Consider the following 13,956-nt stretch of genomic DNA (forward strand, 5'->3'; position numbering starts at 1 on the left):
TGGGAGCGGGCTTGCTCGCGAATACGGAGTGTCAGTCACCAGATGCATTGACTGATCTACCGCATTCGCGAGCAAGCCCGCTCCCACATTTCTGGCCCTGGTGAGTCAGGGAAATTACAGTTTTACGGACGAGCGTCCCGGCTTTTTCGTCTGCAACAAATGCGAGAACACCGCGTGCAAATCGTCCGACGCGCTTTCCTCATCGAGGTTGAGCTTGCTGTCGATGTGATCCATGTGGTGCATCATCAGGTTCACCGCCAACGTTGCATCGCGTGCTTCGATCGCATCGATCAGCTGCGTGTGCTCATCGTAAGAACAGTGCGAGCGGTTGCCGCTTTCGTACTGGGCGATGATCAACGAGGTCTGCGACACCAGGCTGCGCTGGAAGCTGATCAGCGGCGCATTCTTCGCCGCCTCCGCCAGCTTGAGGTGGAATTCGCCGGAGAGGCGGATACCGGCACCGCGGTCGCCGCGGGAAAAGCTGTCGCGCTCGTCGTTGACCATCTGGCGCAGCTCGGCCAGCTGTTCGGCCGTGGCGTGCTGCACTGCCAATTCCGTGATCGCCCGTTCGACCAGACGCCGGGCCAAAAATACCTGACGCGCTTCTTCTACACTCGGGCTCGCCACCACCGCACCACGATTGGGCCGCAGCAGTACCACGCCTTCATGGGCCAGACGCGAGAGCGCGCGGCGAATGATGGTGCGGCTGACGCCGAAGATTTCGCCCAGTGCCTCTTCACTCAACTTGGTTCCGGGCGCCAGGCGTTGTTCAAGGATGGCCTCGAAGATATGCGCGTAAACGATATCGTCCTGGGTTCCGCTGCGACCGGCCTTGCCGGCTCGCGGTTGTTTCTTGAGAGGTTGCAACTGTTCGTTCATGGGCACTCGGGTTTGGAGAACGGCGGCGAATTAACGGTAATACGGCAAGCGCGGGTTGCTGGCAAGTATCACCTAAAAACAGGGCACATTGTACACAACCCAATGCGCCAACACACTGTACGGCTGTTTGCAGCGTCGGCTGTATCGCAACGAGTAGTTACGTTTGAGTTTAGGCTTGAATCTGCGCCTTCACTGACAAATACCCAGGTAAAAGGAACACCTCTCCATGAACGACGCCACCCAAGCGCCTTTGCGCCCGTTGGCCGACACTTCTGCGTCGGCCATCGTCGCCGGCTTCATTGCCATGATGACCGGCTACACCAGCTCGCTGGTCCTGATGTTTCAGGCCGGCCAGGCCGCCGGGTTGACCACGGCGCAGATTTCTTCGTGGATCTGGGCCATCTCCATCGGCATGGCGGTGTGCAGCATCGGCTTGTCCCTGCGCTATCGCACGCCCATCACCATTGCCTGGTCCACACCCGGCGCGGCGCTGTTGATTACCAGCCTGGGCGGCGTGAGTTACGGCGAGGCCATTGGTGCCTACATCACCTGCGCCGTACTGGTGACGCTGTGCGGGCTGACCGGCAGTTTCGAAAAACTGGTCAAGCGCATCCCATCGTCGCTGGCGGCGGCCTTGCTGGCGGGAATCCTGTTCAAGATCGGCAGCGAGATTTTCGTCGCCGCGCAGCATCGCACCGGCCTGGTGCTGGGGATGTTTTTCACGTACCTGATCATCAAGCGCCTGTCGCCACGCTATGCGGTGCTCGCCGCGCTGGTGCTCGGCACTGTGCTGTCAGGGCTGATAGGGTTGCTGGATTTCAGTGGTTTTCACCTCGAAGTGGCGATACCGGTGTGGACCACGCCGCATTTCTCGCTGGCGGCGACCATCAGTATCGGCATTCCGCTGTTCGTGGTGGCAATGACCTCGCAGAACATGCCCGGCGTCGCCGTGCTACGTGCCGATGGCTACACCGTGCCCGCCTCGCCTTTGATCACCGCCACCGGCCTTGCCTCGCTGGTGCTCGCACCCTTCGGCTCCCACGGCATCAACCTGGCGGCAATCAGCGCGGCCATCTGCACCGGGCCGCATGCCCATGAAGACCGCAACAAGCGCTACACCGCCGCGGTGTGGTGCGGCGTGTTCTACGGGATTGCCGGAGTATTTGGCGCGACCTTGGCGGCATTGTTCGCAGCATTGCCAAAGGAACTGGTGCTGTCGATTGCAGCGCTGGCGTTGTTTGGCTCGATCATCAATGGCTTGAGCATCGCCATGAATGAGCCGAAGGAACGCGAAGCGGCGCTGATCACCTTTATGGTCACCGCGTCAGGCTTGACGTTGTTTTCCATCGGTTCGGCGTTCTGGGGGATTGTGGCGGGGGTGTTGACGCTGCTGATTCTGAACGGGCGCAAGGCATAAAAAAACGGCGACCCGAAGGTCGCCGTTTTTTTCAGTATCACTTAGCCGCGTTGATCGGCTTTTCTGGATACCACACGTCCAGCAACGGGCTGACTTCAGCCTTGGTCAGCTCGGAACGGGTTTTCAGCCAGGCTTCAACAGCAGCACGCTGCTCTTCGGAGACCGAGCCACGCTTCTGCAGGCAAACCAGACCGAAGTCATCGCCGCCGACATAGCCCAGACCGTTGGCTTCCATGGCTTCTTTGATGAATGCTTCGAGGAAAGCGTCGATAGCTTCTTCACTCAGGCCTTCGTTGAAGTCCAGGTTCAGTTCGAAACCCAGCTCTTGAAATTCATCAACGCACAGTTTTTTGCGCAGACGCTGGGAACGGTTAGTCGCCATTGGAACAATCCTCATAAGTAATAACGGGCGGCACTTTAGCAGTTTAAGGCAAGGATTGCCCGACTCTCTGGGACAGGCGGCTATCTGTCTGCAAAAAAACGCGCAATACCAGCTATCGTTCAGCTACAACTGGATCCACCTTGGGGCATAATGCCGACACTTTCGTGACCAATGAGGGATTTTCTTCCATACCCCTCGCCTTTTTCACCCTTCTCAGCAGTAGGGTTTTATTCCTTATGATCAAATCTTTTCGTTCCGTGTTATTGGCCAGCGTTCTTCTTCCACTGGCCTTTTCCGCCGCTGCCGCCCCAATCAACAACACCCTGCCACCCAACGTTGCGCAGGCCCTGCAGAAAGCCAAGCTACAAAATACCGCGCTGTCGCTGGTGATGCTGCCCCTCACCGGCCCCGGTACCCCCACCGTGTTCAACGCCGACGTGTCGGTGAACCCCGCCTCCACCATGAAGTTGGTCACCACCTACGCTGCCCTGGAAATGCTCGGCCCCAACCATCAGTGGAAGACCGAGTTCTACACCGACGGCACGCTCAGCGGTGGCGTCTTGCACGGCAACCTCTACCTCAAGGGCGGCGGCGACCCGAAGCTGAACATGGAAAAACTCTGGCTGCTGATGCGCGACCTGCGTGCCAATGGCGTGCAGCAAGTCACCGGCGACCTGGTGCTCGACCGCAGCTTCTTCAACCAGCCGCAATTGCCCGAATTCAATGACGACGGCAATGACGAGAACAAGCCGTTCCTGGTCAAGCCCGACGCCCTGCTGGTCAACCTCAAGGCCCTGCGCTTCGTAACCCGCAATGATTCGGGCCGCGTGATCGTATCGGTCGAGCCGCCGATTGCCAGCATTCGCATCGACAACCAGGTGAAAGTCTCCAACGCCAAGCAATGCACCGGCGACGTGCGCTACAGCCCGGTCACCGCCGCCGACGGCAGTGTCACCGTGACAGTCAGCGGCCAACTGGGCGATGGCTGCAGTTCGCAGACTTACCTGTCGCTGCTCGACCACGCCACCTACACCGCCGGCGCTGTGCGTGCGATCTGGCAGGAATTGGGTGGCACCATCCAGGGCCGCGACATCCAGGCGCCCGTGCCCAAGGACGCCAAAGTACTCGCCCGTGCCTTCTCGCCGGACCTGGCGGAAATCATCCGCGACATCAACAAATACAGTAACAACACCATGGCTCAGCAGCTGTTCCTGAGCCTGGGCGCGCAATTTCGCAACGATGCCGACGGCGACGACGCCAAGGCTGCGCAACGTGTGGTCCGTCAGTGGCTGGCGAAGAAAGGCATCACCGCGCCGCACCTCGTCATGGAGAACGGCTCCGGCCTGTCGCGCGCCGAACGTGTCAGCGCCCGCGAGATGGCGGCCATGCTGCAAGCCGCCTGGAAAAGCCCGTACGCGGCGGAATACATCAGCTCGCTGCCGATTGCTGGCACCGACGGCACCATGCGTAAACGCCTGAAGACCACCGCCATGCGCGGCGAAGCCCACGTCAAGACTGGCACCCTGAACACCGTGCGTGCCATCGCCGGGTTCAGCCGTGACAACAACGGCAACACCTGGGTGGTGGTGGCGATCCTCAACGATTCGAAACCGTGGGGCGCCTCATCAGTGCTGGACCAGGTGCTGCTGGACCTGTATCGCCAGCCGAAGCTGGCGGCGGCTGCGCCGGTGCTCTAAAGGCAACACAGATCAAATGTGCGAGCGGGCTTGCTTGCGATAGCGGTGTATCAGTATCAGATTCGCTGACTGACACGCTGCAATCGCAGGCAAGCCAGCCCCCAACATGAATGCGCGACGTCTGAAAAACTCTGTCAATCAAGCCCTGATTCGCTCAGCCTCCACCCGGTCCCTGCCCGCCTGCTTGGCCCTATACACCGCCGAGTCCGCCCGCAGCAGCAGCCCGTCAATGCCGTCATCGATCCGCCAACTGGCCACACCGAAGCTGGCGGTCACGATGCCCACCGTTTCCATCGGCGCACTGCGCAACGACTGCCACAACTCCATCGCCAGGCTGTACGCCTGCTCGCAATCAGTGTGCGGGCACAACACCACGAACTCTTCGCCGCCCAGTCGGCAAAACACATCCGTGCGCCGCAGGCGCTGACTGATGCGCTTGCACACCTCCTGCAACACCCCATCGCCTACCGCGTGACCGTACTGGTCGTTGATGCGCTTGAAGTGGTCGATATCCAGCATGATCAACGACAGCGCCCCACTGGTGCGGTTGAGCCTGAGCATCTCGACCTTGAGACGATCCTGGAAATAACGCCGGTTATGAATGCCCGTCAGCGAATCGGTGATGGACAGTGCCCGCAGCTCTTCCTCCACCCGTTTGAGATCGGAAATATCCGACACATAGCCATGCCACAGCGTACCGCCGCCCGGCAGTTCTTCAGGCGTGGCTTCGCCGCGAATCCAGCGCAGACCGCGTTGTGGCAACAGCACGCGGTACTCTTCGCGCCAGTGGCTCAGCTGCAACGCCGACAAGCGTATCGACAGGCGGACCCGCTCAACGTCTTGGGGATGAATGCGCTCGAAGACCTTGGCCGCGTCCTGTTGCAACACGCCGGTTTCGATTTCATAGATATCGCGCATGCCATCGCTGGCATAGATAAAACGCCCGTTGCCCTGAGGCTCGAGGGTGAACTGGAAGATCCCGCCGGGCACATGGGCACTGAGTTTTTTCAACAAACGATCGCGCACCGCCAACGCCTCGTAGGCGCGTTTCTGCTCGGTGACATCCAGGTAAATCGCCAGATGCCCGATCCACAAGCCATGGTCATCCAGCAATACGGTGCCGAGCATGTTCACCGTCAAGGGGCTGCCATTTTCGCGTAACAGGGTCCACTCGCGCGCCTGGTGCAGGTGGTCCGGGCTCTCCACCAGCATCGCCTGGCTTGGCGGGATGCGCTTGCCCATGGCCGCGCTCAAGCGGGTGGCGCGCGCTTCGAGTTCAGCGGCCAGGTGCAGGCTTTCCAGGGTCATGCGCCCCAGTACCTGGTCGGACGTGTACCCCAGCATTTGCTCGGCCCCCGCATTGAACGTGTTGATCACCCCGCGCAGGTCAGTGGCGATGATCGCGACCTGGGTGGCCGCATTCAGCACGCTGCGCAATTGCCCGTGCGCACCGCGCAATTCCTGTTCACGCAGGCGCAACTGCTCGGTGCGCTGTTCCACCAGTTTCAGCGCGCGCTGGCGTTGGCTGACCACCACATACAACAAGGCACTGAGCAGCAGGCTGAGCAACCCGCCCATGGTCAGGATGGTGCTCATCGAGGAGTGGTTGGCCTGATCGAAGACCTGGCTGCCACGCAACGTGAGGGCATACACATGGTCGCCGAGGGTCAAACGGCGCGCGGCGCTGAGGTCGCTGGCGCCTACCGCATTGCTCGAGGCATACAGCACGCGCTGCTGGGCGTCGGAGGTATCGACGATCTGCATCACCAGGTTGTCGCGGTTCGGCTTGGGCAAACCGTCGGCCACCAGCTGTCGCATGCTGATCACCGCCATCACAAAGCCGCTGGGCTCTGCCTCAGCCGGCTTGCGCACGGGCGCCACCAGCAAAACCCCGGCCGCATAGGCCGGTTCCACACCCACCAATTGCATCGGCTGGGATACCGCGGGCGTACCGCTTTCTTGCGCACGTTCAAGGACCGAGCGCCGAAGCGGCTGTGCCAACAGGTCGAAACCGAGCGGCGAGCCCAGCAGACTTTGGGTTTGGCTATACAACACCGGCACGTATTCATCGCGCTCGGCGGCAGGCGCCAACTCCCCTGACGAATTCAGTTCACGGATAGCAAAGGGCGCGCCGCGCTGGCGCGCGATCTCCTGTTCAAACGGCTTGCGCTGATCGCGAAAAATCCGCGGTGCCCAGGCATACGCGCGGGCGCGCAACAGCAAGGGTTGGGCAAATCCATCGAACTCGGCGCGGGACACATCACTGGAATTGACGAAGAAGCGCTGCAGGCTGGCCAGGCGTTGCTCCTGGTCTTCGAGGCGCTCCTGCAGGCGGGTGTAGCGTTCATTGACCAGCAACTGGAAACGCTGGCGAACCTGTTGCTGATACAGATCGGCGGCGGCCCAGGCAATAATTACCGTCAGCGCGCAACCTGCCAATAACACCACCAATGCCACCAGCCAAGCCGACGCCTGCTCACTGATAAAGCCTAGGATTTTGGGGCGTACGGCATGCATCGGCATAGGCAACACTCACAACGCCAGCGTGCGGGGCTGTCACTTTGGCTAGGGCTTCAGTTATAGCCATGAGGCCACTGTTTGACCAGCGCAAAAAAGCCGCAAACCCGGAATACGCCAGGCTTGCGGCTTTTTGTTCCAACTTGGTGCAGCAATCAGCGCGCAGTGATTTTCCACGCCCGGTGGATCTTCGCGTTACGCGCGAAATCCGGGTCGAGGGTCTTGTCGCTGATTTCCTCGACCGCATAGCGTTCGCTGAGGTTGTCCTCGAGCACGAACTTGCGGAAGTTGTTCGAGAAGTACAACACGCCGCCCGGTGCCAGGCGCGCCATGGCCAGGTCGAGCAACTGCACGTGGTCACGCTGCACGTCGAAGATGCCTTCCATGCGCTTGGAGTTGGAGAATGTCGGCGGATCAATGAAGATCAAGTCGAACTCATCGCGGCTGGCTTCCAGCCACGCCATCACGTCGCCCTGCTCCAGACGGTTCTTGTCGGAGAAACCGTTAAGCGAGAAGTTGCGACGTGCCCAGTCCAGGTAGGTCTTGGACAAGTCGACGCTGGTGGTGCTGCGCGCGCCGCCCTTGGCCGCGTGCACACTGGCGGTAGCGGTGTAGCAATACAGGTTGAGGAAGCGCTTGCCGGCCGCTTCCTTCTGGATGCGCATGCGCATTGGGCGGTGGTCGAGAAACAGGCCGGTGTCCAGGTAATCGGTGAGGTTGACCAGCAGCTTCACGCCGCCTTCGCTGACCTCGGTGAACTTGCCCTGGGCGCTCTGGCGCTCGTACTGCTTGGTGCCGCTTTGGCGCTCGCGACGCTTGACCACCACGCGGCTCTTGTCGACGTTCAGCGCCTGGGGAATCGCGGCCAGCGCATCGAACATGCGTGCGGAAGCTTTTTCCGGGTCGATGGATTTCGGCGCGGCGTATTCCTGCACGTGCACCCAGTCGTGGTAGAGGTCGATGGCCATGGAGTATTCCGGCATGTCGGCGTCGTACACACGGTAGCAATCCACGCCTTCGCGCTTGGCCCACTTGCCCAGCTGCTTGAGGTTCTTCTGCAGGCGGTTGGCGAACATCTGCCCGCCTTCGCTCAGGCGCGCCTGTTCAACCACCGGGGCCGGGGCTGGCTTGATCGGGTTACCGTTCTTGTTGTACTGGCGCTCTTGCGGCTCGGTCGGGGCCTGATCGTAAGCGGCTTGCTCACGTTCGGCCTGACGCTGCTCCGGGGTGCGGCGCTCGCCGGTGACGAACTGGTCCGGGTTGACTTTGATCAGCAGCAATTTGCACGGCAAGGCGCCGTTCCAGAACGAATACTGTTTGTGACTGCGAATGCCCATGCGCTTGCCCAGGTCCGGCGCGCCGGTGAACACCGCCGCTTCCCAACCCATGCACGCCTGACGCAGACGCTCGCCGAGGTTCTGGTAGAGGTACAAAAGGCTGGCTTCGTCACCCAGACGCTCGCCGTACGGCGGGTTGCAAATCACCAAACCTTTTTGATTCTGGTCAGGACGCGGCTCGAAGGTGCCGACTTCGCCCTGGTACACCTTGATCCAGTGGCTCAGGCCAGCGCGCTCGATGTTATTGCGCGCGGGTTGAATCAAGCGTGGGTCGGCTTCGTAGCCTCGCACCCACAACGGCGGCTTGTTCATGCCGATGGCAGCCCGCTCGGTCGCTTCGGTGTGCAGCTTTTTCCACAGCGCCGGAACGTGGCCGAGCCAAGTGGTGAAGCCCCACAGTTCGCGATTGAGGTTGGGGGCCATGTCGGCGGCGATCATTGCGCCTTCGACCAGGAAAGTACCCACGCCACACATCGGGTCGGTCAGCGCGCCGCCTTCGGCCGCAATGCGCGGCCAGCCGGCGCGAATCAAAATCGCCGCCGCCAGGTTTTCCTTCAACGGTGCCGCGCCCTGCTGCAGGCGGTAACCGCGCTGGTGCAGGCTGTGGCCGGACAGGTCGAGCGACAGGATCGCTTCGCCGCGGTCCAGGCGCAGGTGAATACGCAGGTCCGGGTTGATCTTGTCGATGGAGGGGCGTTCGCCGGTCGGGGTGCGCAGCTTGTCGACGATCGCATCCTTGACCTTCAGCGCGCCAAAGTGGGTGTTGTCGATGCCCGAGCCGTGACCGCTGAATTCCACCGCCAGGGTGCCATCCGGGACCATGTGGTCGGCCCACTCGATGTCCAGCACGCCATGGTAAAGGTCTTCAGCGTCCTTCATCGGGAAGCGCTTGAGCACCAGCAATACGCGGTTGGCCAGGCGCGACCAGAGGCACAGGCGGTAGGCGGTTTCCATGTCGGCCATGCCGCGCACGGCCGAGGTGTGCTCGCGTGCGTCCTCAAGGCCAAGCCCGACGGCTTCCTCGATCAGCAGGCCTTCGAGGCCCTTGGGGCAAGTGAGGAAGAGTTCAAAACGGTCCGACATGGGGCATTCCAGGCTTTTCAGCAATAAATGAACAGGCAACGCATCGCCGGCTCGGTTTTTAATCAAGCACTTTTCTCGAAGAGTGCTCGCGTGGCACGAATGTGCCGTCCCACCCCGGCTGCCGGGCCTTTGGGCCAGAATTTCCGGGGCAGAGAAATAATTGATTGCAACAAAAAGAAATATTCCGACCCTTCGTCGAATAATAACCGACTGCAACGGGCGGACATTCTTACTAAAGGATTAAACCCATCCTCTATGCAGGGCACATCATAGCTGGCTTTGCCCGATAAAAGGGGCGAAGAGCCATCCCAGCTTATGGCTATAGCATCGTTATCGTTACGTGCTTATGACAAAACGATCATTGAATCCATGTGACCTATTGGTTAGAACTCAACACAGGTTGGCGCCGTAACGACGCCGACACATCGGCTCGCCACGCCGGCAGCGAGCCCACCAACGGCAGAAAAACTCTGCCCGGCCTCAGACGAGGCCGAAGGATATCAAGACAGTCAACAAGTGAGGGAAACACCCTATGAGAAGACTTAAGCGTGATCCGTTGGAAAGAGCATTTTTACGCGGATATCAATATGGCGTTCATGGCAAATCCCGTGAGCTTTGCCCATTTACTCTACCGTCGGTACGCCAAGCCTGGATCAACGGCTGGCGAGAAGGACGCGGCGACAACTGGGACGGTATGACTGGCACTGCGGGAATCCACAGACTCAACGAACTTCACGCCGTCGGCTAACACAGGGCACTTAATCCGACACACCACCTTGAATATGTAACGACTTAACCACGCACGCCCCATCAGGGCGGCGGGCTTCGGCCCAGGGGCTCCTTTAGGGAGCCCTTTTTATTGGGTCGGTGGCGATGCGGACTACACACTCACAGGTGTATTTTTAGCCTGCCATCGCCAACAAGCCGGGCGCCTACCTTTTTGGCAAGGCCGCTATCGCATCCACCGACTCGCGAATCAGCGACGGTCCTTTATAGATAAAACCTGAGTACAGCTGCACCAGGCTTGCACCGGCGGCGATCTTCTCGGCCGCGTGCTTGCCTTCGGTGATGCCGCCCACGGCGATGATCGGCAAGCGCCCGGCCAACTCAGCCGCCAGCACCTTGACGATGTGAGTGCTCTTGTCGCGCACCGGTGCGCCCGACAGCCCACCCGCTTCATCACCATGCGCCAGCCCTTCGACACCCACACGGCTGAGGGTGGTGTTGGTGGCGATCACCGCATCCATGCCCGAATCCACCAGCGCCTGAGCGACCAGCACGGTTTCTTCATCGCTCATGTCCGGTGCAATCTTGATGGCCAACGGCACACGTTTGCCATGACGTATGGCCAGGTCTTCCTGGCGCTGACCCAAGGCTTCGAGCAGTTGCTTGAGCGAGTCACCGAACTGCAGGCTACGCAGACCCGGCGTATTCGGCGAGCTGACGTTGACGGTGACGTAGCTGGCGTGGGCGTAGACCTTGTCCAGGCAAATCAGGTAATCATCGACGGCGCGCTCTACGGGCGTGTCGAAGTTCTTGCCGATATTGATGCCGAGGATGCCCTTGTATTTAGCGGCTTGAACCCGTGAAAGCAGATGATCAACGCCCAGGTTGTTAAAGCCCATGCGATTGATGATCGCCTCGGCTTCCGGCAGGCGGAAGATCCGTGGTTTTGGGTTGCCCGGTTGCGGGCGTGGCGTCACGGTGCCGATTTCGACAAAACCGAAACCCAATTGCGCAAACCCGTCGATGGCCGCACCGTTCTTGTCGAGGCCGGCAGCCAGCCCGACCGGGTTGGGGAAGTCGAGTCCCATCACCGATACCGGCATTTTTGCCGGTGCCTTGCATACCAGGCCATTGAGCCCCAGACGACCACCGGCACCGATCAGGTCCAGGGACAGATCGTGGGAAGTTTCCGGAGAGAGTTTGAACAACAGCTGGCGGGCCAGGGTATACATGGGCGGGCTAGACTCGGATGGCGGCGAAAGGTGGCGCCGATTATAGCCGGGGTGGCGCGCCAGGTGCGAGGTGCGCCGTCCAATCGTCAATGACGTTGTGCCACCAACGCCTCATACCGCGCCCATATTTTTTCTGCGTAACGCAAACGCAACGCTTCACGCTCAGGTGCCGCGCCGGCGTTGTAGGAGCCCACGGCTGTCCAGTTGTAACCGAAACGCTGGATAAACCCGGCAAGTATCGAGGCGCCCACCTCGACCGACAAGCAGGGCTCACTCAATAACCGCTCCTCGGTAATGCCCTGCTTGGCCAGGCGAGGCAAGTGCATGCTGTTGATCTGCATCAGACCAATATCCCGGGAGCCATCGCTGTTGAGCGCGTTCACAGCGTGCGCGCGGTAACCCGATTCCACAGCGGCGATGGCCTGTAAAAGCTCAGGTTCGAGGTCATAGCGGCTAGCCACCTCTTCCCAGCAATTGGCCCAGGCCTGATGGCTGCCCATCAGCAGGCTCAACACCAACGCTTTGCCCAATCGATTAATCATGAGTCACCTGCCCACAAGCCGAGCAGATGCGTTGCACGCGCCCTGGCCCCGTCTGGAGAATGGCGTGCTGCTCGGCTTTCACGGCACAGGTAAAGCGATACCCCCTGCCGTAAATTGTCTTGATAAAGCCCTTGTCCTTCTTCAGCTGCTTGCGCAATGCGTAGATACAGCGCGTCAGCGATTCCTCTGCAACCTCCCCTCGGGGCCAGACCAACTCAAGCAGACGATCCTTGGTCATCAACGCTCCGTCAGACGCCAACAGCAGCCGCAGTACATGCCACTCCTTGGGCGGCAACTGAATATCCGCGCCTTCGCCGATCAATCGGCCATCGCCCTGCAAGGTCCACCCGGCAAACACCCAGGCAGCCGTCAGCCCATCATTCACGAGGGTCATGCACACCTCTGCACCCGACTACTGACATTGAATTCCTTGTTTCCAGAAACGGCCGATACGCCAACATCACGACTATAAAAACCCGAGCCGCGAACAACGTTAGGAAAAAACCCATGTCATCAAGGCTTTCGGCGGGCACCACGTAGGACTTTTCGCAGTCGCCGACCACAAAGCGTTTCAGGGCTCTGACCAACGGGTTGTGTCACTCAAGGACATCACGGCGTTCGCGCACAAACGCACGCTGCACACGCTCATATTGGCTCGGGGTCAGCGGCGGCGGGCCGACAGCACCGGCCAGCATCCGCGGCTCACTGCCAACCGCCCGCGCCTGGATCACAAAGAGCCGCACCTGCGCGCGTCGACCACGGAGGGTCGCCTCGCCCTCACGGTGAAAACCACCCAGCCACAAGCGTCTGCCTTGAGGTACGCGCACCACAGAGCTGACCGCCATTCGCCCCACCGCTCCTGCCGAGCCGGGCTTGAATGTGCTGTCCATCTGACGGCCATCCTCGAGGTTCACCAGCATCTCGATCTGATGCGCTCCGGCGAAGCGCGGGAGCACACTGGCTTCAATGCCATACCGCACGGGCTGCCAATCACCCTTATCGTCGCCGGGCCGTGGCAGGTAAAACGTATGGTTATCCTGGAAAACCGCAGGCACGTTTTCCTGGGTAAGGATTACGGGAAACGCGACGACTTTGGCCTTGCGCCGGCGCTCCAGTACACCGAGCTGTGCCATCAAGCGGTTGTCTTCCAAAGGTTCCAGTACGCGCGTCACGAAAGCCCCGGTCTGGGTTTCCTGAGCCCAGGCCGCGCCCATTCTGGCGAATTCACTGCGCTCCACCTCCACTTGCCACAGCGACACCTCAATCGGTCGCTTGGGCTTGTCGAGCTCCGCCACCAGCTCCTCAAGCACCTTCACCTGAGCAGGTTTGCCCTTGATCAACAGGCTGTTTGAATCCGGATAAGCCATCACCACCAGGCTCTTGTCGGCCAGCAAACCCGGGGGTCGTTGCGTGTCCTTCTTTTGCTCGCTGGCCAGCACGGTTTCGATCATCGAGGCCATGCCCGGAACGTTGACCTGGTCGTCGCCCATCGAATACGTGCGATCCGCCACGTGCGTGTTGAACACCTGCACCACGCCGAAGGTTTGCGTGCCGACGCGGACCTCAGTGCGCTGCTTGTCCATCAGTTGAGCCAAGTGCAATACCTGGTCGACATAGTTAGGTGGCCCGGACACATAGAACGTCCGCCCGCCGCTCTCCCTCAGGGGAAAGCGCGACTCATCAAGCCCGGAACGGCGCATGAACCCGCGCAGCCTGTCGACCGAGATATGCCGCAGCGCTACCGCCGAGCTTTTTGCCTCCCCGGCGTCATACAGGTAAAGCACTTGCCCGTCGCTGTACCAGATCAGGCCTTGCTGCTCGGCGACGGTTTCCAGCGTGTGCTGCGCCGCCCCAAGGTCGAATTGCCCGGTGATGGTTTTACGCGCCACCTCGCGGCTGACAACGACAGGCAAGCCCAAGGGCACCGACAGCGCGGTAAAAAAGGTATGCAGGCTTTCATCCCGCGCCTGATAGCTATCCCCCAAAGCGCACGCGTTTGCCAACAGCAGTGCACCGCACAGCAGCCAGCGGCATAACCTGCGGTAACTGCGCATAGTTGGGGAATAGATAGACACCGTGGATGTTCCTCGCCGCCTGACGCAAAGAGGCGGCCATACTGGAAGGCAGCTGAGTTTCAATCTTGA

At 60.5% G+C, this 13,956-nt stretch carries 11 protein-coding genes; 3 read left to right on the forward strand and 8 right to left on the reverse strand.

The features are described 5' to 3' along the window. Positions 1 to 114: 114 nt before the first annotated feature. Complete coding sequence (locus tag FPT15_RS05410) at positions 115 to 879, reverse strand: GntR family transcriptional regulator (protein WP_017134778.1); 765 nt, start codon at positions 877 to 879, stop codon at positions 115 to 117. A gap of 226 nt (positions 880 to 1,105) precedes the next feature. Here FPT15_RS05410 and FPT15_RS05415 point away from each other — a divergent pair, with 226 nt between their 5' ends. Beyond that, positions 1,106 to 2,296 (forward strand): benzoate/H(+) symporter BenE family transporter, encoded by a 1,191-nt coding sequence (locus tag FPT15_RS05415; protein WP_145159102.1) that lies wholly within the window; start codon positions 1,106 to 1,108, stop codon positions 2,294 to 2,296. A 37-nt stretch (positions 2,297 to 2,333) separates the two neighbouring features. Here FPT15_RS05415 and FPT15_RS05420 read toward each other — a convergent pair whose 3' ends face one another. After that, positions 2,334 to 2,678: a YggL family protein gene (locus FPT15_RS05420; RefSeq protein WP_016979277.1), complete on the reverse strand. Its 345-nt coding sequence runs from the start codon at positions 2,676 to 2,678 to the stop codon at positions 2,334 to 2,336. 236 nt (positions 2,679 to 2,914) lie between these two features. On the opposite strand from FPT15_RS05420, the gene dacB reads away from it, so the two are divergent. Next, positions 2,915 to 4,375 (forward strand): D-alanyl-D-alanine carboxypeptidase/D-alanyl-D-alanine-endopeptidase, encoded by a 1,461-nt coding sequence (gene dacB, locus FPT15_RS05425; RefSeq protein WP_145159104.1) that lies wholly within the window; start codon positions 2,915 to 2,917, stop codon positions 4,373 to 4,375. Positions 4,376 to 4,513: 138 nt separating this feature from the next. On the opposite strand, the gene FPT15_RS05430 is transcribed toward dacB, so the two are convergent. Beyond that, entirely contained in the window at positions 4,514 to 6,898 is a 2,385-nt protein-coding gene (locus FPT15_RS05430) for a diguanylate cyclase (protein ID WP_145159106.1), read from the reverse strand. A 149-nt stretch (positions 6,899 to 7,047) separates the two neighbouring features. Beyond that, complete coding sequence (gene rlmKL / locus FPT15_RS05435; protein WP_145159108.1) at positions 7,048 to 9,312, reverse strand: bifunctional 23S rRNA (guanine(2069)-N(7))-methyltransferase RlmK/23S rRNA (guanine(2445)-N(2))-methyltransferase RlmL; 2,265 nt, start codon at positions 9,310 to 9,312, stop codon at positions 7,048 to 7,050. A 532-nt stretch (positions 9,313 to 9,844) separates the two neighbouring features. Here rlmKL and rmf point away from each other — a divergent pair. Beyond that, positions 9,845 to 10,060 carry a ribosome modulation factor gene (rmf, locus tag FPT15_RS05440; RefSeq protein WP_002553055.1) on the forward strand — a complete coding sequence of 72 codons (216 nt, stop codon included), beginning with the start codon at positions 9,845 to 9,847 and terminating at the stop codon, positions 10,058 to 10,060. A 184-nt stretch (positions 10,061 to 10,244) separates the two neighbouring features. Here rmf and FPT15_RS05445 read toward each other — a convergent pair whose 3' ends face one another. From FPT15_RS05445 to sctC, 4 genes are all read right to left on the reverse strand, one after another. Then, entirely contained in the window at positions 10,245 to 11,270 is a 1,026-nt protein-coding gene (locus FPT15_RS05445; protein WP_145159111.1) for a quinone-dependent dihydroorotate dehydrogenase, read from the reverse strand. Between the two features lie 86 nt (positions 11,271 to 11,356). Next, on the reverse strand, positions 11,357 to 11,812 hold the full coding sequence (locus tag FPT15_RS05450) for a transglycosylase SLT domain-containing protein (protein WP_145159113.1): 456 nt from the start codon (positions 11,810 to 11,812) through the stop codon (positions 11,357 to 11,359). Beyond that, complete coding sequence (locus FPT15_RS05455; protein WP_145159115.1) at positions 11,805 to 12,206, reverse strand: winged helix-turn-helix domain-containing protein; 402 nt, start codon at positions 12,204 to 12,206, stop codon at positions 11,805 to 11,807. Before FPT15_RS05455 ends, FPT15_RS05450 begins: the two co-directional genes overlap by 8 nt. 202 nt (positions 12,207 to 12,408) lie before the next feature. Beyond that, positions 12,409 to 13,887, reverse strand: a complete 1,479-nt coding sequence (gene sctC, locus FPT15_RS05460; protein ID WP_145159117.1) for a type III secretion system outer membrane ring subunit SctC — start codon at positions 13,885 to 13,887, stop codon at positions 12,409 to 12,411. Positions 13,888 to 13,956: the final 69 nt, after the last annotated feature.

The organism is Pseudomonas sp. RGB (genome assembly GCF_007713445.1).
Taxonomy (GTDB): domain Bacteria; phylum Pseudomonadota; class Gammaproteobacteria; order Pseudomonadales; family Pseudomonadaceae; genus Aquipseudomonas.